Consider the following 20,168-nt stretch of genomic DNA (forward strand, 5'->3'; position numbering starts at 1 on the left):
ATAGGTCTGTTGCGTTATTACATTTAACGCTGTTTCCAATAACCCTATGTACAAGCCAAGCGTTCCTCTCCTCGAGGACCGTTTGGCTTGTTTGTTTTCCAATGACAACACAGGGTTAACGGATGCGCCTCTCCGCACTTTGTTCAAGCAGCTCTGGCAGCGTGACGATGCGATAGCCCTTCTGCTGGAGGGAGGCAATGAGCTGTGGAAGCGCCTCGATTGTCCCAGAGAGGCTTTGTGCGGTGCCACCACCAGCATGCTGCAAGATGATGGAGCCTGGGCGCAGCGTTTTATGCATATTCCGTAAAATGACCGTGCTGGTCGGATTGTTTTTCCAATCCGCTGAATCAACATCCCAATTTACAACGATATAACCGTTGTTTTTGGCCCACGCGACTTGACCAGGCTGCATTTCGCCATAGGGTGGCCGGAAAAAGTGAGGATGATACGGGATGATTCGACTAATGATCGCATCAGTTCGCCACACTTGACGGTGAAAATCATTCGGTGAAAGCTTCGACATCACCTTATGATTGTAAGAGTGATTGCCGATGACATGGCCTTCGCGATGAATTCTTTTTACGATTTCGGGATGTTTTTCCGCTCTCGTGCCTACAAGAAAAAAAGTGGCCTGTACGTGATGCTTCGCCAATATATCCAGTATTGCTGGGGTAATACGTGGATCAGGGGCATCGTCAAAGGTTAGCGCGACCTCTTTTTTATGACGCGGCCCATTCAGAAAATAGGCGCCTGGATAGCGCTTCTGCAGCTTAACCCATGACACGCTGTCAGAGCGGCGTTTTTTGCCTGTTTTGGCTTTATCCGCCTGACTAAGGCTGCCGCCGCTGTCTGTTATGGCCGCCATCTTTACGTTTGCCTTGGAGCTGGCGTTCAGCTCTGCCGCAGATGTCAGGAAGGTGGCGATAAAGAGCAGCGAAATCAACAATTTGTTCAGGCGCTGGAGCATTTCATGACGTCCTCCATTCGGTCTGGCAAACAGCCGGAATAAACGTTATTTTTCCCTAAATAACGCCTTTCATCCGCTTTACAAGTGTAGGGTACAGGCTTAAAATTAATGGGATATGAAGATGAGATGGAGGATGAAATAATGCCCCTATTAGATATGCCTGTTCATGAATTACATAAATATCAAGGCAGAAGTTCAAAGCCAGCGGATTTCGAGGCTTATTGGGATCGCGCGCTTGGCGAGCTTAACGCAACTGCTGCGAATGTTGAAATGGTCCCGAACGTTTTCCAGCCAGCTTCAGCGGAATGCTTTGATCTGTATTTTACAGGGGTGCGCGGCGCGAGAATTCATGCCAAGTACCTTCGCCCTAGACAAAGCGCTCAGCGGCCTCACCCAGCAGTCGTTATGTTCCACGGCTACTCAGGTTCTTCAGGAGACTGGGCCGATAAGCTGAGCTTTGTATCGCTTGGCTACTCGGTGCTGGCGATGGACGTTCGTGGGCAAGGGGGCTACTCGGAGGATACGGGCGGCGTTAAAGGAACGACGCATAACGGGCATATTGTTCGCGGACTTGATGGCGAAGCGGATAATATGCTGTTCCGTCATATTTATCTGGACACGGCGCGGCTCGCCCGTATCGCCATGGATTTGCCAGAGGTGGATGAAAATGAGGTATATGCAACGGGCTGGTCGCAAGGGGGTGGACTCACGATTGCCTGCGCCGCACTGGAGCCGCGCGTGAAAAAGCTTGCTCCTGTTTATCCATTCCTCAGCGACTATCGCCGCGTGTATGAGATGGACTTGGCGCTTGATGCCTATGCTGAACTGCGTACGTATTTCCGCCATTTTGATCCGCAGCATAAACGCGAGGAAGAAATTTTTACAAAGCTTGGGTATATTGATATTCAATTTCTGGCGGAGCGAATCCGCGGAGAGGTGCTGCTTGGCGTAGGCCTCAGTGATTCGATCTGCCCGCCTTCGACCCAGTTTGCAGTCTATAATAAAATTCAGTCGCCGAAGCGAGTGGAAATTTATCCGGATTTTGGCCATGAGGGTTTGCCAGGACTGCATGATCAAATTATGAATTTCTTCGTACCAGATTCAACAAATGGCTGAAAAAATGTATCGGCTGCTAAAGAAGCAGTTTAATCTTTGTGAAGTACGAAAGACATTGATGACCCGGAGAACCAGATACAGAATCATTGTCGCTTATGCATGCAGGGCGGCAATGATTCTTTTGGTTAGCTAAAATTGACTGAAAATTGCGAATTTTCTTATTGTAACTTCATGATTTTTGAACTATAATGAGTCCCAAGAACTATACATATAGAGATAATTAGGGAAACGCTTATATATAATGACTATTTTACAACCAGGAGGAGTATGGGTATGGAATTGGAATCAATGTCACTAGCAAGACAAGTTGATTTTGTATTTCGGCAATTGGAAGAGGAATTAATGAATGCGATTGCAGGAACGGTATGTATACATATCCGCAACAATGCGGTTGGGAAATTTGGTATGAGGCATAACCCATTAGAGACGAGAAATGGCCAATTTGAAAAGCTGAACTCTGGCATGACCGCTAAGCAGGTGCAGGATTTCAGAAAGATGGCGATAGAAGGCCTAAAATATAGACGCAATTGGACGCATGGCGAGATTATGTACGATTTTGCCGTAAAGCAAGGGGCGGGATCATGGTCGGCAAGCGTCTGCTATGAGTCAAATTACAATACGTCGAACTGGAGCTACCGCTACAAGCAGCCGCGCCAATCGAATGTGCGCGAGCTGTACCCAGGTGCTGAATAGAGCGAGGTTTAGCGCTGAAATTGAAGCAGCTGATGGCAATAGCTTGAAGAAGCCTCCGGAACCGAAGCTCGTGTTGCGAAATGAGCTGGAGGCTTCGTATTTTTTTATTCGCATGCTGGATGGTTAAAAATCAAAATTCGCATAAACATAAGGCGATTCGGGTGCAGCAATACGTTTAATCGTATTGAGCTTTAAGGTCAAAATTTCATTGCCGTTATACATGGAGGTCATTAGCTTGCCCGAGACGCTTACCCAATCATCTGCGGCATAATCCTTATAATCGTCTGCATGGCTGACTTGAACCATTAAACCATAGGGCACGGCATCCGCCGAGCAGCAGGTCATGGCGAAACGGCTAACGGCAAAACGCTGTTCTCCCATGTCATCCTCTTTGTAAATAAACCCGCTAATGTCAATCGTTTTGCCTATAAAATTATCGCGATACAAATCGAGTGTGGTTAACGTCTCAATGTAGGTCGTATCCGGGACGGTAATTTTCTGCTTCTGATACAGCTTCATGCCGTATTCGGCGTGAGCCTTCGTGTATTCATCGTACGGGAAACGCTCCTCCAAGGTCAGCGGCTTCGGTGCAAGGGAAGCGGACGGTTCAGGCAAGGAGACGGCGAGCTGACTTGGCTCGGTGCCGAGCGGCTGAACCGTAGTAGAAGCGGCAAAGCTTACGCCCTTTTTCGATGCGGCCGTACTGCCCAAAACACCAGCAGGAGAGAGGAAGCCGAGCGCTAGCGGAAAAATAAAAAGACTGTAGATGACCGTGTTTTTGAACACGGATGGCGATGGAGCATGCTCACAGCCGCATTCAGCCGTATGCTGATGCTGCTGGCGCCTTGTTTTCAAGGCTAGAAACAGCTGATGGATGGCTGCAGCATACAAGCCAAGAGCAGACAGCTTTACATAGAGCTCCATCCTTGGCGCAATATACAGGGAGAGCTGATTGGAGCGGGATAAATAAACGATAAGTAAAGCAAATGCAGTCAGAATGAAAGCTCTAAGCAGATGATGCCTCATAACCATACCTCCATAATCCAGGATCCAAACCCAATTAAAATGAAGCAGAGAAGGGCGAGCGCCAGTACAATTTTGAGCCGAAAGGCGGATAGCAGCATGAGCATATTTTTGAAATCAATCATCGGGCCAAATACGAGAAAGGCAAGCAGCGGGCCGCTTGTAAACACATTGCCAAAGGAAGCGGCGATAAAGGCATCCGATGTAGAGCAAATCGATAAAATAAAGGCAAAGGCCATCATAGCCAAATAAGAAAGCATAGGCTGATCAGCTACAGAGGCAAGTACGCTTCTGTCCATAATGGTCTGAATCGCAGCAGTAAGCAGTGCGCCGAAAATTAAATATTTTCCCATCTCAAAAAATTCATCCGAAGCATGTCCAAGCATGGCGGACAATCGGCTGCCGAGACTGCCTTGTTGCTCATGGTGATGATGTTCGTGAGAGTGGCTGTGATCATGCTTAGATGTGTGATGTACATGATGATCTCCATGATGATCTCCATGATGATCTTCATGACTGGAATGCACAGCCAACTGCGGCGTGTGCGCATCGCGAAGAGGGCTTTTTCGCATAAATAAATGCATAATCAGCCCAATAATGACCGCTACCGCAAACGCAAGAATAAGGCGGGCATAGGCCATTTCCGGAGATGAACGAAAAGCGGTAAAGGTAGCCGTGAACACAATAGGGTTAACGACTGGCCCGGCGAGCAAATAAACAATGCCAATGTAAGCGGGCATGCCTTTGCGGATAAGCCGCCTGACGACGGGAATCATGCCGCATTCGCATAGCGGAAAAGCAAGCCCGAGCAAGCCGCCGAACAGCACGCCGGCAATTGGATTTTTAGGCGTGAATTTACGAATCATCTCATCCGTCACGAATACTTGAAGCAGGCCGGAGAACAGCACGCCAAGCAGGATAAACGGTATCGCCTCTAAAATAATGCTCAAAAATGTAATTTTGAACGACTGGGCATGGGCAAAATCGAGAAAGGTGAAAGATGATGAGCGATTAAAAGCAATGACAGTGAGTATTCCAGCACAGCCAAGCGCCAACAGCACGGTTATGTAACGAAATCTAATAATCGGCATAAAAAACCACACCTGCTTTTCATATAGTAATAATTACGATTATATCATAGTTTATGCATCCAAAAAGCAGAATAGGACAACTTTATGAGCAAAAGCGGCTGCCCTGCGGCTTGACATTGGCTGTTAGGGCTGTATAATCATTGTAAATGCGATGACGGGAACAAGTACGTGCAGGTAAATTGCGTCCAGAGAGCCGGTGGTTAGGTGTGAACCGGTGCAAGCCTGAAGCCGAATGGGCCCCCGAGCCGAAAGCGAAACGCAGCGACTCGCGCTGCCGATGCTTCTCCGGTAATTCCCCGTTATGGAATATTGAAGGCTAGTCCGATTGTTAAGTTGCCCTATAATGGCGGCTGCGGATAGCGAATTAGGGTGGCACCACGGTCCCTCGTCCCTTGCGGCGGGGGATTTTTTGCGTTGATTTTTAAATTGGAGAGGAAGATTGAAGATGAAAAAAGTATTATCAGGCATTCAGCCAAGCGGTCAGCTCACACTGGGCAATTACATCGGGGCAATGAAGAACTTCGTCAAATTGCAGCATTCCGAGCAATGTTTTTTTATGATTGTTGATCTGCATGCTGCAACGCAGCTGCCAGACCCAGCCGCGCTGCGCGAGCAGACAGAAGCGGTAGCCGCCTGTTATATTGCTGCTGGCATTGATCCGGCGAAAGCGAGCATATTCGTCCAGTCGCATGTGAGGTCACATGCTGAGCTGGGATGGATTTTCACAACCCTTTCTTATATGGGCGAGCTGGAGCGTATGACGCAGTTTAAAGATAAGTCCCAAGGCAAGGAGTCGATTCCGGCTGGACTATTCGTCTACCCATCCTTGATGGCTGCGGATATTTTGCTGTATAACGCTGATCTAGTTCCAGTAGGTGATGATCAAAAGCAGCATTTGGAGCTGACGCGCGATCTTGCAGGCAGATTCAATAACCGTTTTGGCGAATATTTCACCATTCCAGAGCCTTACATGCCGAAGCATGGCTCGCGCATTATGTCTTTGGACGACGGCAGCAAAAAAATGAGCAAGAGCAATCCGAATGCCGGAAGCTTCATTGCCCTGCTTGATCCGCCAGATGTCGTTCGTAAAAAAATTAGCCGTGCGACAACGGATTCTGGCCGAGAAGTGAAATATGATGTAGCGAGCAAGCCTGAAATCAGCAATCTCATGAGCATCTATGCCAATTGTGCAGGCTTGACGATTGAAGAGGTTGAGGCGCGTTACGAAGGGCAAGGCTATGGCCCATTCAAAAAAGCCTTGGCTGAGCAAGTCGTCTCCGTACTGGAGCCGCTGCAGACGAGATATGAAGAAATTCGCGCATCGGGCGAAATCCACGAAATTTTGAAGCAGGGGGCTGAACGAGCTGCGGAAATTGCTGATCGTACGCTAGCTGACGTAAAAGAAAGAATGGGTTTTCTAGCACCAAAACGCTAATTTTTTTGCCCTTTTAGCCGTCTAAGTCTCGCTTTCACAATGAAGCCTGCACCGATTGAAAATAACGTAAGGACAGCAAATAGCAAAGCGAGCCATGCATTATAGCTCATGGAAATGGCGGTAGCGCTCATCAAAAGTACAGCAACGACGGCGAAAAGCAGTGATAATGGTTTGGACATAATGAGGTTCTCCTCTGGGGCAGTAACCGCCCGATAATATTTTTTTGAAAATCCGAATAGGTTTCTTGGGCCGTGCACATAATAAGCTTGCAAGCTTGCAACATATCACAGTGCCCATACTGAAAGGAGAAATTCCTCATGTCTAGCAGAAGCAATACATTGGTGGTGCCACAAGCAACGCAAGCTCTGAATCAAATGAAACTTGAAGCAGCTCAAGAGCTTGGTGTTCAACTTCCGGCAGACGGTTACTACGGCAATATTTCTACTCGCGATGCAGGTTCGCTGGGTGGATATATTACGAAAAAACTAGTTCAAATTGCCGAACAACAATTGTCTGGCGGTTACCGTTAATCGTTTTTTCTATACACAAAGCAACACAAAGCAGGAGCTCAGGGGAAACCCTGGGCTTCTTCTTCGTCCATTTGACACGCGGGCACAAAAGAAAGAAAAGCTCCTTCCTTCTATTGTGAAGGAAGGAGCTTTCCGCCGTCAACCCATAAAGACTGGGCTGTTAATAAGTATTCATTCGCAGCCGCTTCATTAGCCGTTCGTCGCTTAGCCAGCCAACGTAAGAGCCTAAGGTTTTGTATTCCTTGTCCATTAATAAGACACCGAGAAAAGGGTATTGCTTGCGATGCCTGTAGCGGACATCGGACCAGCGCACTTCATAGCCCCATTCATGCTCAGTGACATCGGCACAGGCAAACTTGGTTAAATAAAGGAAAGAGCGAATGGCGGGATCGCTTTTGGACCTGGCAGCTGCGGGATGATCCGAGCATTTGACCCGATCGACCCAACGGAGCGAGCCATTACGCAAATCGCCAACTGCGAAGCTGCCATCCTTCATTAGCTTGACCACATTCCAAATGCTGAGCGATACGGTTGGAATGAGCAAATATCCGTCTGCGGAAAGATTTTCTTTATCCAGCGAAGGAAGCTTCCGCATGATCATCCGCTGGGCTAGCGTTCGCCATACAAAATAAGCGGCTGTAAATAAATAAAGAATCGGAAAAATGATCGTTGGGCTGATGGCCCCGATTGCCCACAATAAAATCGCAATAATGTGGGTGATAAAGATTACGGGGTCAAAAATGTGTATAATGTTCCATGAAATCCATTTTTCCGTGAACGGACGCATCGCTTGCGTACCATATGCATTAAATAGATCGCTCAGCACATGGACGCATACGGCGAGCAGTACCCAGCCACCAACATGAAGCCAAGGCAGGCTGCCACGGTAAAACAGCTCCAACAATCCGGTAATTACGATAGTCCAAATGGCTATTGCCGGAATCGAGTGTGAAAGGCCGCGATGATTGCGGATATAGCTGGCATTGCCCTTCAGCCGCAGCAGCGTATCGGCGTCGGGAGCTTGTGACCCAACAACCGTTCCAATCAAGACTGCCGTATGCAGCGTTTGATCAGCTGCAATAACGGGGTCAATGGTGGCAAGGCCTGCAAGGCCAATGCCTATAACTAGATGTGTTCCTGTATCCACGGTAGCAACCTCCTGTATCTTCATTCAAGCGTCCGTATACGGTAGTATCGACGGCTGAAAGCTGATTTATGAAGGAGAGTTTAGGAAATGAAAAGGGGATGTAACGATGTATATTTGCTTTGCGGAATATCGTATTAAAACCGAAAACAAAATCGAGTATTTACATTATATAGAGGAAATGAAAACAGTCAATGCCGCACTCCGTGTTTATGAAGGAACAGATCAGCCTGATTTATTCGTTGAGGTATGGCAGGCAGAAAGCGCAGAGGAGGCGGAGCATATAAAAAAAGAACGCCTGAATGAGCGTTCTTCTTGGGGTCAGATGGCCGATTGGGTGCCGGGCGGCGCAGCGAAGGTGCATGTGTGGACGTTTAAGCCAGTCGCTGCGCCGAAATAATGAAGCGCGAAAATAGAGGGCTGCCATTAGCAGCGGCTTGTTAGCATTAGTCGCGGCTGGTGCTTAGCGGTGTAGTGTTTGTTATTTTGCCGCCTTGGAATGGATATTCATAATTGATTGGGCCATCAAAGGTAACATAATCAAGATTAATGGAAAGCAGCAGATAACGCATGCCGGTTGTTGGATCACTAATAATAATGTGGTCGCGGCCAGCTGCCTCTATAATGCCGCGGAACGTTTTCGCGTTCCACTCACGGTTGTTCTCATATGTCATATAGAAGGTAGCCATTTTGCCGCGGTTAAGCCGTAAAATATTTTCTACGTATGATTCCTCTACGACTGGAACAGTAACTACATTTCCTCCGGACGGTGTTACGAAGGAACCGCTAGGCACGTTAACCGGCATCGGCTGCATCGCCTGCATGCCCGCTACCTGCTGCATGGCAGGCATTTGGCCACCCATCATTGCCGGCATCGGCATAGGCATCGGAGTTGGCATTGGCATCGGCTGCGCGCCCATCTGATAAGGGTAGCCGTAGCCCCCTGTATTTGCCGGACTAACTGCTGTTTTGTAACCATAACCATTCGTCATGTAAAATTCCTCGCTCTCCAAATAAAAAATCATTTGCTGCATTTGCGATGATGCTAATACACACTTGGACAATCAGCTGCTGTAGGTACGAAGAAGCAGTGGGCTTTATAACGGCCGCTGTTCGATTGATTGTACCAGGTGTCAGGACAGCCTGCGGCCGGCCTGAAAAACCACAGTGCATTCGACGCCGGATGCTGCCGTTCCCCGCCAATGACGCGCTCGGCGAGCCGGATGTCGCGATCGCGCGCTTTTTGATAGAAATATCCCTTCTGTGTAGCCTCAAAGCCTCCGGGGCTTTGAAACACCATCTGCGGAATGGAACGAATATTTCTAAAGTCGAGACAGTTGCCCAGAACGCGGTTGACGCCAACGTTGCCTACCATCAGCATGCCGAGCTCGCCTTCCCCTTCCGCCTCTGCGCGCATCAGCCTAGCCAGCATTTTCGTATCCTCTGCATTTGTCTTGATGACTGCCACAGGCAGGCTCCTTTCAACCCTCAATGACGCTCCGCCGAATTATAGGCGAATGATCATGGGCGTTAAACTACATACTTAGTGTATTGTGAGCCCAGAGAAAGGGTTCCAAAATTATTTTCACTTTTTTGAAATATAAGCATTTATAAGTTTTACACCTATAAATACGCTTATATTTCTCGGACTGAAACGCGCTGCGCCGCCAAAGGACGGCTTCAGCCGCTTCACCTTGAAATATAAGCATTTATAAGTTTCACACGTATAAATAATAGGCTTATATTTCTCCGACAAAGCTCTTCGCACGTCCCAGAAGGACGACGAAGTCGTTTTTGCTTGAGTGGCAAATTGATGAACAATAAGCTTGAGCGTTGTCATAACGTGGTTTTTTCTGTATGATTAAGAACGATTGACCAATGAAATGTATGGGTGCTACCTGCACCTTGTCACATACTCGGGAGGCTCGCTTCGTGTTTAAAGACTTGATAGCATTGACAAAACCAGGGTTGCTCCGGCTCAATATGTTTGCAGCCGTTGGCGGCTTTTGGGTAGCTTCCAAATGGGAAATTGCCTGGTTTGATCTGCTCTGGATGTTGATTGGCTCCACGCTTACGATGGCATCTGCTTGCGTCATTAATAATTATTGGGATCGTGAGCTGGATCAGAAGATGGAGAGAACGAAAGGACGAGCTTTGCCGACAGGCAGAATGAAGCCGCTGTTTGTGCTTGGATACGGCCTTGTGCTCGGCATTATTGGGGAATTGGTGCTATTTATAGCAGTAAATCCGCTTACGGGCTGGTTAGGGCTGTTGGGCTGGTTCGTATATATCGTTATTTATACGATTTGGTTGAAGCGCAGCTCCACATGGAGTACGTCGGTAGGTGGAATTTCAGGAGCGATGCCTCCGGTCATCGGTTATTGCGCAGTAACGAATGAGGTGGATGCAGGAGCTTGGCTCATGTTCGCTTTATTATTTTTATGGCAGCCCGCTCATTTCTGGTCGCTCGGCATTAGACGAGTGGAGGAATACCGCACGGCTGGCTTCCCGCTGCTGCCGGTTGTGAAGGGGATTAGACGGACCAAGCTGCAAATGATTCCTTATGTAGCGCTGCTTATACCTACTTGCTTTCTCATGTTTTATTATGGCTACACCGGATATGTCTTTCTAATCCTGTCCATTGCAGGCAGTGTACTGTGGGCCGTACATACGATTCGCGGCTTGAAGGCGAAGGATACGGAGAAATGGGCGAAAACGAATTTTCTCATTTCGGTCAACTATCTAATGGTTATTTTCATCGTCATGATTGTGAATACGGTGAAATAGCGTATCATTTCTAGACAAGTTTCATGGGAGGATGGGGATCATGGATTTTTTGAAAAAACATAGCTTCAAAATTGCTGTGCTGGCACTTTGCCTGGGGATGGGCATTTATTTATTAATGACCAATGTATTTAAACCGGAGGCGCCGATGCCGGTTCTGCAAGAAGCGCCGGCCTTTGAGCTTACGGATTTGGATGGCAACACCGTGTCGAAGGAATCGACGAATGGCAAAGCGAGATTGGTTTATTTTTATTTTGCCAATTGCCCGGATGTATGTCCGCCAACGACGTTCCTGCTGTCACAGGTGCAGGAAGGTTTGGAGAAGGAAGGCATACTTGGCACAGATGCCGAAATGATCTCGATTACGTTCGATCCCGAGCGTGATACAACGGAGGTTATTAAAGCGTTCGCGGAGCGCAATTATGCCAAGCTGAATGAAGGCTGGGCGTTTTTGCGGGGGGATGACCCGCAGGCGGCTATCAAGCTTGCCCAGGATTTTGGCGCCAGTGCCATTAAGGACAAAGAAGGAACCGGCTTTACGCATATGAATGTCATTACTCTGGTGGACAAAACCGGCCAAATTCGCAAATGGATTTCTGGAAGCGATGAGGAATTGACGCCGGAAAGCATCGTTGCGGATATGAAGCGGCTTGCGAAGGAATAGCGATGGCTATCTTTTATCATATTTTATGGAGTAATGTTGCGCCGTTAACATTGATGATAGCTATTGGCTTCTCAATGCAGCGGCTTTTTTCTTTGGACATCAAAACCTTATCCAAGCTGAATTTTTACGTTTTTTCGCCGGCAGTTATTTTTCAGCTGCTGCGCACGACGGAGCTAGAAATGAGCCTAATATGGAAGGTGCTGCTGTTTGTTTTTATTTTCATGCTGCTGCAAGCTTTAGCGGTAGAGGTCGTTGTGAAAATGCGTAGGCTGCAAGGAGGCATGCGTGGATCGATGCGCAACAGCGTGCTGTTCTACAATAGTGCCAATTACGGCATACCGCTCAATCAGCTGGCGTTTGCGGGGAACCCGGTGACGCTGGCGGTGCAAATATTGGTCATGACGACGCAGTCCTTTTTGCCGAATACGTTCGGCATTTACAGCGTAAACGCTCATAAGCTGTCATGGCGCGATACGCTGAAGACGATTTTTTCGATGCCGATTATTTATGTCATTCCGCTCGCTTTTTTATTAAAAGGGCTGGACGTAGAGATGCCGCAGCCGCTGCAAACGCCAATTGAATATTTGGCAAAAGGATTTATTGGGACAGCGCTCATTACGCTCGGCGTTCAGTTGGGCAGCATGAAGTGGCGTTTCGACAAGCGTCTGCTTGGCAATGTGCTGCTGTCGAACGGGCTTCGGCTAATAGGAGGCCCGCTGCTGGCAGCTCTTGCTATTTGGTTGATCAGCGCCACAGGTCTGTTCGTATTCGATAGGCTGACGACAGCGGCGCTAATCGTGTCGGCCTCGGTGCCGACCTCGCTGAGCAGCGTGCTGCTGGCGGTGGAATTCGACAATGAGCCGGAATTTGCTTCACAGGCGGTATTTTTATCAACGGTGTTCAGTATTGTGACGGTATCATTCGTTATTTTTATACTTCATATTTAATCTTGTGGGGTAGGAGCGGGAGGAGGATACAGAATATGTTCCTCTAATCCCGCTTTTTCTAATTGGGCGATGACGTATTCCTCGGGGGTATGCTCTACGCCTGAATAACCGCGTCTCGTATACATATGCTCTGCATCAGGGAACACATCGCGCAGCATGCCCCGAATGCGTTTGCCGGAGGAATCATTGTCTGTGAAAATATAAACGTGACTTTCGGCGATTTGCCTCTTCAGCTTCTCAAGCTGCTCGGTTCCGGGAGTACCGTATGTACAATAGATCGGAATACTCTCGTCAAGTACGCGCCTGACGCGGCTTTTATCATTTTTGCCTTCCACAATAATCGCAATGTCTATCATGCTGATCACCTTGTTTTTTTAATATATAACCATTTATAAGCTTCACACTATAAATGAGCTTATATTTCTCGGACTGAAACGCGCCGCGCCGCCAAAAGACGGCGACAGCCGTTTTACCTTGCATCCAGTGTATCAAATTACAAGGAGAAAAGCTTGCGGACGTCATGATGAGAAATGGGTTCGCGAGACGAGCGGGCTGCGGCGGTGGAAAGGGAGAATCGACACAGCGAGCATCAGGACTAGAAATGCGATATAGTACGGCGACATATAGTTGCGCAGCTGACCAGCAAGCATGGGGCCGAGAAAGGCTCCAATCGAATAGGCAATGGACAGTGCGGAGAAGGTGCGGCCGTAGCGTGCGCCTCCACTTAGCTCAATAAGCAATATCGAAATGGCGGGAATGACGATGCCTTTTGCCATGCCAACCAGCAGCAGCATGACAGCGAAGGGCAGTGGCGAATCAGCGGCTATTGTGAAATAAATTAAAGCCAGCGCGAGCGCCCCCCATAAAGTACGGCGATAGGCGGAGAGACGGTTGAGAAACAGCATGCTGAGCGTAATCAATGCGCCGATGCTGACCACGGAAAAAAGCAAGCCTGTCGTCATCATGCCAGCGGTCGTTGTTGCCATGAGCGGCAGCTCAAAGGACAGGATGCCCTGCGCGCAGCTGATGCCAACCGGCAATACATAAATCAGCCAAGAAACCGACTTTGAATCGGCGGCCGCTGGGGACGGCAGCTTCTGATACTGTGCTCCGGCAGAAGTGACAGGAACGACAGCAGCCGGGATGTCGCGAATAAAAAACAGCGCGCATATCGCAGTAACGATTAATATCCAGCCCAGCATATAAAATGCGGTGGTGAAGCCGATTTTGGCCACCATATAAGCGCCTGCTGCTGGGGAAACGACGGTTGCCAGCGTATGTACGAGCCCATTGCCAGCCATGAGCTTGCCCTGCTCGGTGCGATTGCTAGTCATGCGGGCGAGCAGGGCAAGGCATGCTGGCGAAAGGAAGGCGAGCACGAAGCCGCTAATGGACCGAAGGACAAGCAGCTGCCAAGGATTCGTCACTTGGGCTTGAAACAAGAGGATGATGCCGGCTCCAAGCAAGCTGAAGACGATAAACAGCCTGCTGCCAAAGCGGTCCACGCCATAGCCGGCAATGAGGTTGCCAGGCAGATGCGTAATGGAATACATGCCCATCATCAGCCCAATGAACGAGGGCGCTGCGCCAAGCGAGATGGCGAAGGGTGTCAAAATCGGATATTGAGCATGCAAATCAAAAAAAGCGACGAACAGAAAAAAATAGAGCCAGATGGCGGTTTTCATCAGGCTTCACCTCCAGATTGTTATCAGCTTAGCAGGGAGTGCATCGATGACGGTCACGCTCATTCCATTCATAGGCCATGCCCCTGAGCCATATAATTTACTTGTACGCCAAGGTCGGACAGGATATGTCTGCATAAAGCAAGACGTCTAGCGTTTACGCTGGATTGCAGCTGGGGTATAATGTTTGATAATAGCAGTGTCCGCACGTTATAATAGGAGGGGTCAGGTTGGAGTTTTTGGATTTTTCAAGTTATGATTGGAATACTTGGAGCGATTTTCTGAAGGACCATTGGTTTGTGCTTGCTATTGCCCTTGTTGTGCTGCTGCTTGTTATCCGTATCGTCAAAACCGTTGTTAAATGGGCTTTAGTTGCCATCATTGTGTTTGGCGTTATCGTCTACAGCGGGTATACGATGGAGGATTTGAAAGCATTTGGCACAAAGCTGGAGGAAACAACGGGAAGTCTTAAGCAGGAAGCGATTTCGGCTATGATCGGCGAAGCGAAGAATGCCAAGTTTACGACAAATGAGGACGGTTCCTATACGGTCGCTACAGATAGCGTAGCACTGACTGGCATGCCGGGAACGAATGAGGTTTCCGTATCTTACCGCGGGAATGACTTGTTTAAACTGCAAATTGACGAGACGATTCAATCGATTATTGATCAAGCCAAACAAAACAAACAATAAGCACTTTTACTATAATATATAAAAATTTATAAGTTTCACACTTATCTTTAGGCTTATATTTCTCGGATTGAAACGCGCCTTGCCGCCAGATGACGGCTTTCGGCCGTTTCACCTTGGATAAAGTTTTGAGCAATGAATGAGGGGGATTATCGGAATGACGGATTGGATTCAGACAGACGGCCAAAGCATGATGGAGCCTGTCACAGCTGTCGTTCTCCTGGTGCTCCTCGTCTCGCTCATTCAGGGTTTGATTAGAGGCGCATCGGGATCGGCGAGGCGTCTTTTCTTTTTTGTGTGGGAAAGCATCGTCATCGTGGCTTGTCTTGTCCTCGCGTCGCATTGGGCGGGAAAGCTTTCTCCAGTCGCTGCCGATATGCTGAGGAAGCATGTCGTCGTGCCTAGCAGAGCGCTGGGGTCGATTGAACAGGCTTGGTACACGTTGATAACGAGTATAAGGGATTTTGCGCTGCTGCGTTATGTCCTGCTGTTTCTATTCATTTATTTGCTGCTGCGAGTAGCGGCCTCTGGGCTGAACCCACTGTTTGAGCTCCTATTTAGGCGAAGGGTTCTCGTAGGCGAGGACGGGCGACAGCAGGAGAGACGGATGATGCTTCCAAGGCAGCGGGCGGCAAGCCGCGCTTTTGGTGCATTATTAGGCGCTATCCATGGAGCAGGCCGTGCTTGCATCATCTTGGGTGTCCTGTTCGTGTATGTGTCCTTGCTGCCTAATGGCGTTGGAGCACAGACGATTCAGCAATCGCCACTGTATACGCAAGCTGCTGTGCTGCTGGAACCGGTCGCGGGCGATATGCTTGCTGGACGCGGACCTGTTTTGGCCGAGGCGATGCAGGCGGAATTCCAAAATATTTTACAGCGTAAATATGAAGTGATTGATTATGCCATTCCTGCAGATATTGAGCAGGCGGCAGTGCAGGTCGTCAAGGATGCAGGGGCGGATGAGGCGAAAGCAAGAGCGCTGTATGCGTGGCTAGGCACGCGAATTGCCTATGATTGGGACAAGGCACGCAATTATGAGGAGCAGGGCATTTGGCAGGAGCAATCTCCGCAAAACACTTTTGATACGAGAAAAGGTGTCTGCATCGATGTTGCGAGATTGTATGATATGATGGCGCGAGCTGTAGACGTCGAGGTGCGAGTTGTAACGGGACTTGGCGCAGATGGGAAGGGCGGCTTTGGCCCCCATGCATGGAATGAAGTGTTGATCAATGGGAAATGGCTGCCGCTGGATGCGACTTGGGCTTCCTCGGGCGATTGGTTTAATTCGCCGGACTTTGAGCAGACGCATATTCGGGATAAGCAGCTGAGTATTTAATTTATAATTGAGGTGAGCATGTTGACAGATGATCCACAGAAAAGGGAAATTAATAATAAACGCCATTTCTCCTTTCGCCTGAACTTATTTTTCTTTATCGTCTTCGGTTTGTTCAGCGTACTGATTATTCAATTGGCTATTTTGCAGTTTGTTGAAGGACCGACGCTTAGTGCAGCGGGCAGCAAGAAAAGCACACGCAATGTGAAAATCGCACCGATTCGCGGCAATATTTATGACTCCGAAGGGAAAGCCATTGCGTATTCGACTTCGACGCAGTCGCTTTATTTCAGCATTCCGCCGAATTATAAAACGGCAGACTTGGAGAAGATGGCTAGAGAAGAAGCTGCAAATCTCGTTGAAATTTTTGATAAGTATGGAAATCCTGAGCTTAAAATGACGGTTGATGATGTCATCAAACAGATGGATTTAGAGTTTAAGCTAAATAATATTTCAACGCCGAGACGAATCAAATCTGGTCTTACAAATGAGGAAATAGCTTATTTTCTTGGTAATCGAAGCAAATTTATTGGAATCGATATTATGGAAGAAAGCGTACGTCATTATAGCCAAGACACGACAGCTGTACAGCTAGTTGGTTACTTAAAGAAATTTAAGGGCGGTGTGCGAGAGAACTTTAGCTTCTATGCGGATAAGGCTAAAGAAACAGAGCCGGAATTGCAGTATTTGGAAGACGAAGAGGTTGGCGTGGACGGATTGGAAATGCTGTATCAGGATGCGCTCCGTGGTAAAAATGGATTGAAAAGCTATCCGGTCAATAATCAGGAGGTTATTGTAGGTCCTGTACAAATTACAAACCCACAGAAAGGCGATGACCTATATCTGACAATTAATCGTGGTGTTCAGTTGACGACAGAACAAGCGATTACAGATCAAATCAAAAAGATCAGTACATCTTCCGTATCCGCTGAACGGGCGTCGTATGCAAAAATAGGATTTGCAGTTGCTATTGAAGTCGATACAGGTAAAGTTATTGCAATGGCAAGTATGCCCGATTATGATCCGAACATTTGGTCAGGAGGAAGAATAAATCAAGAGGATTATGACAATATAAAAAATGTTGTAAATAACGGTACGATTACTGAGGTATATCCAAAATATGATTCTGATGAAGAACGAGCCAAACATCCTTCTTCTCTTGTCCCTCTTGGTTCTACTATGAAACCACTCTCAGTTCTAATTGGGCTGAATGAAGGCTTGTTTAAGACGACAGATGTTTATAACGATACAGGTGTTTTTAAGTTTGGTAAAGCTGGTCATGAAGTGCCTATTATAAATGCTGGTGGTCACGTCTATGGGGCCCTTGATCCAGCAAGAGCAATTGAGAAATCTTCAAATCCATTTATGGCAGCTATGGTTGGCAGCAGGTTGAATCAGAAATATCCAGGAGCTGAAGGTGTAGATGTCTGGGATAGATATATGAAAGAATTTGGTCTTGGGGTTTCTACTGAAAGCGGACTTTACATGGAGAAAAAAGGTGTTGTCGACTACTATCATGAACTGGAAACAGCGAGTGCGCAATCTGCTCTTATTCGTGCATCATTTGGACAACAGGCACGCTATACGACTTTACAATTAGCTGTGTATGCTTCTATGCTTGCTAATCACGGAAAAAGGATGAAACCACAATTTGTCAATGAGATCAAAGATTCTGCTGGAAACGTTGTTCAATCCTTCACTCCTGAAGTTTTGAACACAGTAGATTTTCCAGAAGAATATTGGAAAGAGATCGAGACCGGTATGGGGAAAGTAGGCGTTCAGGGATTTGATGGAGTAAGTTACACGTTTAATCGGAAAACAGGTACTGCCCAGTCTGATGTAAAAGGCAGAAGAGCAGATAACGGTATATTTATCGCTTATGCTCCAGCAGATAAGCCAAAGCTTGCTGTAGCGGTTGTTATGCCAGATGGCGGCTTTGGAGGCTGGTCGGCAGCGCCGGTTGCCCGTAAAATTTTTGATGCCTATGATTATGAAGTAGGTCTGAATGGCACCCCTGGAAAGGCAAAGGATGCCGCTGCTTCGACTGAGACAGATGCTGCCGGAACGGAAACAACGGTGCAATAATCTAGATATATAGCCTATTCTAAAGGGCCTTTTCAACAGCGCTGCTGGTTGGAAAGGCCCTTTTCTAAAAATAAATGTTGCACTAGAGAAACTTTTTTGTATAATATAAACAAAGAGGCGCTTGGCTAACTTAAATTCGCATAGGCAAAATATATCAGCGCAATCAAATCAAATCAAATAGATGGGTAGGGGATTGGAAACATGAAGAAGCAGCGTAAAATGAATTCGGCGTTAAAGAGGTTAATTATGATGTTGATGTTTTTGGCTTTATCCGCAGTTGTAATGGCAGGCTGTGCAAGCGGCGGCAATGGAAGCGAAGCCGCGAGCGGGGATGGAAAGTTGAACATAACGGCGACGACCGGAATGATTGCGGATGTGGCGGCAGAGGTTGGCGGAGACGATGTAGTTGTTACAGGACTTATGGGGTCGGGTATCGACCCCCATTTATACAAAGCTTCTCAAGGCGATGTAAAGAAGCTGGATGAAGCGGATATTATTTTTTATAACGGTTTGCACCTGGAGGGGAAAATGGGAGAGATGTTCGAGAAGCTGGAGAAGCAAAAGCCAACGGTAGCGGTATCCTCGCAAATTCCAGAGTCGGAGCTGCATGGCAATCCAGGCGGCGATTCGACATCGCATGATCCGCATATCTGGTTTAATGTAAAGCTGTGGATGTCGGCCACCGAAGTTATGCGCGATACGCTAGTGGAGAAGGATCCGGCGAACGAGACGGGCTACAGGGAACGGGCGGAGGCTTATCTGGCAAAGCTTGAAGAGCTTGACCAATATGCCCGTGAGCAAATCGCAACGATTCCTGAAAAAGGCAGAATTCTCGTAACGGCGCATGATGCCTTCGGATATTTCGGTGCTGCATATGGCCTAGAGGTCACAGGTCTACAGGGAATGAATACGATGTCTGAGTATGGATCGAAGGATGTGAGTGAGCTGAGGGATTTCCTCGTTGAAAAACAAATCAAAGCGGTATTCATTGAATCCAGCGTTCCGCGCAAATCCATCGATTCCGTTATTGAGGGTGCACGCCAATTAGGACATGAGGTAACGATCGGCGGCGAATTGTTCTCTGACGCAATGGGCGATCCGGGAACGGAAGAAGGTACTTATATTGGTATGGTTAAACATAACGTAGATACAATTGTAAATGCACTCAAATAACAAGAAGCAGTGAGAGGCGATGGCTACTATGAAAAATCATTTGAAAACGGCAGCTCCTTTGACAATTGAAGGCTTAAGCGTAGCTTACCAGAAAAAACCGGTGCTGCGCGGCGTATCCTTCTCCGTAGCAGAAGGGGAGCTGATCGGCGTAATCGGGCCGAACGGAGCGGGCAAGTCCACGCTTATGAAAGCGGCGCTTGGCCTTATTCCTCGGCTCAGCGGGGAAGTGCTGATTTACGGAAAGCCTTATCGCCAGCAGCGCAGGCTGATCGGATATGTGCCGCAGCGGGAGTCGGTTGATTGGGATTTCCCAACGAACGCACTGGATGTGGTCATGATGGGCCGTTACGGCCATCTGGGCCTGTTCGGCCGCCCGGGAGCGAAGGAGCGCAGGCTTGCGATGGAATGCTTGGCGAAGGTCGGCATGGCGGATTTCGCCACAAGGCAAATTAGCCAGCTGTCCGGCGGCCAGCAGCAGCGGGTATTTCTGGCACGGGCGCTCGTGCAGGACGCCAAGCTGTATTTCATGGATGAGCCATTCGCAGGCGTCGATGCGGCAACCGAGAAGGCGATTATTACTTTGCTGCAAGAGCTGAAGCGGCAGGGCAAAACGGTTATCGTCGTTCATCATGATTTGGCGACGGTCGAGGAATATTTTGATTCTGTGCTGCTGCTCAATGTGGAGCTTCAGGCATATGGCAAAACCGAACAAGTATTTACCCAGCAAATGCTCCAGCAAACCTATGGCGGGCGGCTTGCCTTTCTAGAGCGTGGCGGAAATGCCCGGCTTGCTGTAACGAAAGGGTGAGGCT

General features: G+C 48.1%; 22 protein-coding genes. 13 read left to right on the plus strand and 9 right to left on the minus strand.

Annotation, left to right across the window (positions count from 1 at the left end):
• Positions 1 to 115 precede the first annotated feature (115 nt).
• Entirely contained in the window at positions 116 to 967 is an 852-nt protein-coding gene (locus tag ABEW34_RS15985) for a polysaccharide deacetylase family protein (RefSeq protein ID WP_430160172.1), read from the minus strand.
• 141 nt (positions 968 to 1,108) lie between these two features.
• On the opposite strand from ABEW34_RS15985, the gene ABEW34_RS15990 reads away from it, so the two are divergent.
• Positions 1,109 to 2,083 carry an alpha/beta fold hydrolase gene (locus ABEW34_RS15990; RefSeq protein ID WP_430160173.1) on the plus strand — a complete coding sequence of 325 codons (975 nt, stop codon included), beginning with the start codon at positions 1,109 to 1,111 and terminating at the stop codon, positions 2,081 to 2,083.
• Positions 2,084 to 2,356: 273 nt separating this feature from the next.
• Positions 2,357 to 2,776, plus strand: a complete 420-nt coding sequence (locus tag ABEW34_RS15995) for an O-methyltransferase (RefSeq protein WP_430160174.1) — start codon at positions 2,357 to 2,359, stop codon at positions 2,774 to 2,776.
• Between the two features lie 123 nt (positions 2,777 to 2,899).
• On the opposite strand, the gene ABEW34_RS16000 is transcribed toward ABEW34_RS15995, so the two are convergent.
• Positions 2,900 to 3,802 (minus strand): TIGR03943 family putative permease subunit, encoded by a 903-nt coding sequence (locus ABEW34_RS16000; RefSeq protein ID WP_430160175.1) that lies wholly within the window; start codon positions 3,800 to 3,802, stop codon positions 2,900 to 2,902.
• On the minus strand, positions 3,799 to 4,890 hold the full coding sequence (locus tag ABEW34_RS16005; RefSeq protein WP_430160176.1) for a permease: 1,092 nt from the start codon (positions 4,888 to 4,890) through the stop codon (positions 3,799 to 3,801). Before ABEW34_RS16005 ends, ABEW34_RS16000 begins: the two co-directional genes overlap by 4 nt.
• Positions 4,891 to 5,335: 445 nt before the next feature.
• Here ABEW34_RS16005 and trpS point away from each other — a divergent pair, with 445 nt between their 5' ends.
• Positions 5,336 to 6,325, plus strand: coding sequence for a tryptophan--tRNA ligase (gene trpS, locus ABEW34_RS16010; protein ID WP_430160177.1), 990 nt, complete (start codon positions 5,336 to 5,338; stop codon positions 6,323 to 6,325).
• Here trpS and ABEW34_RS16015 read toward each other — a convergent pair.
• Entirely contained in the window at positions 6,322 to 6,504 is a 183-nt protein-coding gene (locus ABEW34_RS16015) for a DUF5325 family protein (protein WP_430160178.1), read from the minus strand. The genes trpS and ABEW34_RS16015 overlap by 4 nt on opposite strands.
• A gap of 138 nt (positions 6,505 to 6,642) precedes the next feature.
• Between ABEW34_RS16015 and ABEW34_RS16020 the strand changes: the two genes are divergently transcribed.
• Positions 6,643 to 6,855: an alpha/beta-type small acid-soluble spore protein gene (locus tag ABEW34_RS16020; protein ID WP_341281516.1), complete on the plus strand. Its 213-nt coding sequence runs from the start codon at positions 6,643 to 6,645 to the stop codon at positions 6,853 to 6,855.
• Between the two features lie 160 nt (positions 6,856 to 7,015).
• Here the strand turns inward: ABEW34_RS16020 and ABEW34_RS16025 are convergent, their stop codons facing one another.
• Positions 7,016 to 8,002 (minus strand): metal-dependent hydrolase, encoded by a 987-nt coding sequence (locus ABEW34_RS16025; protein WP_430160179.1) that lies wholly within the window; start codon positions 8,000 to 8,002, stop codon positions 7,016 to 7,018.
• Positions 8,003 to 8,108: 106 nt separating this feature from the next.
• Here ABEW34_RS16025 and ABEW34_RS16030 point away from each other — a divergent pair, with 106 nt between their 5' ends.
• Positions 8,109 to 8,399: a hypothetical protein gene (locus tag ABEW34_RS16030; RefSeq protein ID WP_430160180.1), complete on the plus strand. Its 291-nt coding sequence runs from the start codon at positions 8,109 to 8,111 to the stop codon at positions 8,397 to 8,399.
• A gap of 46 nt (positions 8,400 to 8,445) precedes the next feature.
• Here the strand turns inward: ABEW34_RS16030 and gerQ are convergent, their stop codons facing one another.
• On the minus strand, positions 8,446 to 8,991 hold the full coding sequence (gene gerQ / locus ABEW34_RS16035; RefSeq protein ID WP_430160223.1) for a spore coat protein GerQ: 546 nt from the start codon (positions 8,989 to 8,991) through the stop codon (positions 8,446 to 8,448).
• Positions 8,992 to 9,044: 53 nt separating this feature from the next.
• The gene (locus ABEW34_RS16040; protein WP_099516675.1) at positions 9,045 to 9,467 is read right to left on the minus strand and encodes a cell wall hydrolase; all 423 of its coding nucleotides are present in this window, start codon (positions 9,465 to 9,467) and stop codon (positions 9,045 to 9,047) included.
• 419 nt (positions 9,468 to 9,886) lie between these two features.
• Between ABEW34_RS16040 and cyoE the strand changes: the two genes are divergently transcribed.
• The 3 genes from cyoE to ABEW34_RS16055 are packed head-to-tail and all read left to right on the plus strand — an operon-like array spanning position 9,887 to position 12,394.
• On the plus strand, positions 9,887 to 10,786 hold the full coding sequence (gene cyoE / locus ABEW34_RS16045; protein ID WP_430160224.1) for a heme o synthase: 900 nt from the start codon (positions 9,887 to 9,889) through the stop codon (positions 10,784 to 10,786).
• 40 nt (positions 10,787 to 10,826) lie between these two features.
• Positions 10,827 to 11,447 carry an SCO family protein gene (locus ABEW34_RS16050; RefSeq protein ID WP_430160181.1) on the plus strand — a complete coding sequence of 207 codons (621 nt, stop codon included), beginning with the start codon at positions 10,827 to 10,829 and terminating at the stop codon, positions 11,445 to 11,447.
• A 2-nt stretch (positions 11,448 to 11,449) separates the two neighbouring features.
• Entirely contained in the window at positions 11,450 to 12,394 is a 945-nt protein-coding gene (locus ABEW34_RS16055; RefSeq protein WP_430160182.1) for an AEC family transporter, read from the plus strand.
• Here ABEW34_RS16055 and ABEW34_RS16060 read toward each other — a convergent pair.
• The gene (locus ABEW34_RS16060) at positions 12,391 to 12,747 is read right to left on the minus strand and encodes a toprim domain-containing protein (RefSeq protein WP_430160225.1); all 357 of its coding nucleotides are present in this window, start codon (positions 12,745 to 12,747) and stop codon (positions 12,391 to 12,393) included. The two genes, ABEW34_RS16055 and ABEW34_RS16060, sit on opposite strands and share 4 nt — an antisense overlap.
• A 165-nt stretch (positions 12,748 to 12,912) precedes the next feature.
• Complete coding sequence (locus tag ABEW34_RS16065) at positions 12,913 to 14,079, minus strand: MFS transporter (RefSeq protein WP_430160183.1); 1,167 nt, start codon at positions 14,077 to 14,079, stop codon at positions 12,913 to 12,915.
• 227 nt (positions 14,080 to 14,306) lie between these two features.
• Here ABEW34_RS16065 and ABEW34_RS16070 point away from each other — a divergent pair, with 227 nt between their 5' ends.
• The 5 genes from ABEW34_RS16070 (at position 14,307) to ABEW34_RS16090 (ending at position 20,164) form a co-directional block, all read left to right on the plus strand.
• Positions 14,307 to 14,768 carry a hypothetical protein gene (locus ABEW34_RS16070; RefSeq protein WP_430160184.1) on the plus strand — a complete coding sequence of 154 codons (462 nt, stop codon included), beginning with the start codon at positions 14,307 to 14,309 and terminating at the stop codon, positions 14,766 to 14,768.
• A 154-nt stretch (positions 14,769 to 14,922) separates the two neighbouring features.
• The gene (locus ABEW34_RS16075) at positions 14,923 to 16,101 is read left to right on the plus strand and encodes a transglutaminase domain-containing protein (RefSeq protein WP_430160185.1); all 1,179 of its coding nucleotides are present in this window, start codon (positions 14,923 to 14,925) and stop codon (positions 16,099 to 16,101) included.
• A gap of 18 nt (positions 16,102 to 16,119) precedes the next feature.
• A complete protein-coding gene (locus ABEW34_RS16080) occupies positions 16,120 to 18,183 on the plus strand; it encodes a peptidoglycan D,D-transpeptidase FtsI family protein (protein WP_430160186.1) in 2,064 nt (687 codons plus the stop codon).
• 201 nt (positions 18,184 to 18,384) lie between these two features.
• Positions 18,385 to 19,356 carry a metal ABC transporter solute-binding protein, Zn/Mn family gene (locus tag ABEW34_RS16085; protein ID WP_430160187.1) on the plus strand — a complete coding sequence of 324 codons (972 nt, stop codon included), beginning with the start codon at positions 18,385 to 18,387 and terminating at the stop codon, positions 19,354 to 19,356.
• A gap of 28 nt (positions 19,357 to 19,384) precedes the next feature.
• Positions 19,385 to 20,164: a metal ABC transporter ATP-binding protein gene (locus ABEW34_RS16090; RefSeq protein ID WP_430160226.1), complete on the plus strand. Its 780-nt coding sequence runs from the start codon at positions 19,385 to 19,387 to the stop codon at positions 20,162 to 20,164.
• Positions 20,165 to 20,168 lie beyond the last annotated feature (4 nt).

The organism is Paenibacillus algorifonticola, assembly GCF_050481745.1.
GTDB lineage: Bacteria > Bacillota > Bacilli > Paenibacillales > Paenibacillaceae > Pristimantibacillus > Pristimantibacillus algorifonticola_A.

Excerpts from the sequence above, each read along its gene's own strand:
- gerQ (WP_430160223.1), bottom strand. The coding sequence starts at position 8,991 with ATGACGAATGGTTATGGTTACAAAACAGCAGTTAGTCCGGCAAATACA.
- ABEW34_RS15995 (WP_430160174.1), top strand. The coding sequence starts at position 2,357 with ATGGAATTGGAATCAATGTCACTAGCAAGACAAGTTGATTTTGTATTT.
- ABEW34_RS15990 (WP_430160173.1), top strand. The coding sequence starts at position 1,109 with ATGCCCCTATTAGATATGCCTGTTCATGAATTACATAAATATCAAGGC.
- cyoE (WP_430160224.1), top strand. The coding sequence starts at position 9,887 with ATGGGTGCTACCTGCACCTTGTCACATACTCGGGAGGCTCGCTTCGTG.
- ABEW34_RS16075 (WP_430160185.1), top strand. The coding sequence starts at position 14,923 with ATGACGGATTGGATTCAGACAGACGGCCAAAGCATGATGGAGCCTGTC.
- ABEW34_RS16030 (WP_430160180.1), top strand. The coding sequence starts at position 8,109 with ATGTATATTTGCTTTGCGGAATATCGTATTAAAACCGAAAACAAAATC.
- ABEW34_RS16020 (WP_341281516.1), top strand. The coding sequence starts at position 6,643 with ATGTCTAGCAGAAGCAATACATTGGTGGTGCCACAAGCAACGCAAGCT.
- ABEW34_RS16080 (WP_430160186.1), top strand. The coding sequence starts at position 16,120 with ATGTTGACAGATGATCCACAGAAAAGGGAAATTAATAATAAACGCCAT.
- ABEW34_RS16065 (WP_430160183.1), bottom strand. The coding sequence starts at position 14,079 with ATGAAAACCGCCATCTGGCTCTATTTTTTTCTGTTCGTCGCTTTTTTT.
- ABEW34_RS16015 (WP_430160178.1), bottom strand. The coding sequence starts at position 6,504 with ATGTCCAAACCATTATCACTGCTTTTCGCCGTCGTTGCTGTACTTTTG.
- ABEW34_RS16085 (WP_430160187.1), top strand. The coding sequence starts at position 18,385 with ATGAAGAAGCAGCGTAAAATGAATTCGGCGTTAAAGAGGTTAATTATG.
- ABEW34_RS16050 (WP_430160181.1), top strand. The coding sequence starts at position 10,827 with ATGGATTTTTTGAAAAAACATAGCTTCAAAATTGCTGTGCTGGCACTT.
- ABEW34_RS16000 (WP_430160175.1), bottom strand. The coding sequence starts at position 3,802 with ATGAGGCATCATCTGCTTAGAGCTTTCATTCTGACTGCATTTGCTTTA.
- ABEW34_RS16005 (WP_430160176.1), bottom strand. The coding sequence starts at position 4,890 with ATGCCGATTATTAGATTTCGTTACATAACCGTGCTGTTGGCGCTTGGC.
- ABEW34_RS16090 (WP_430160226.1), top strand. The coding sequence starts at position 19,385 with ATGAAAAATCATTTGAAAACGGCAGCTCCTTTGACAATTGAAGGCTTA.
- trpS (WP_430160177.1), top strand. The coding sequence starts at position 5,336 with ATGAAAAAAGTATTATCAGGCATTCAGCCAAGCGGTCAGCTCACACTG.
- ABEW34_RS16055 (WP_430160182.1), top strand. The coding sequence starts at position 11,450 with ATGGCTATCTTTTATCATATTTTATGGAGTAATGTTGCGCCGTTAACA.
- ABEW34_RS15985 (WP_430160172.1), bottom strand. The coding sequence starts at position 967 with ATGCTCCAGCGCCTGAACAAATTGTTGATTTCGCTGCTCTTTATCGCC.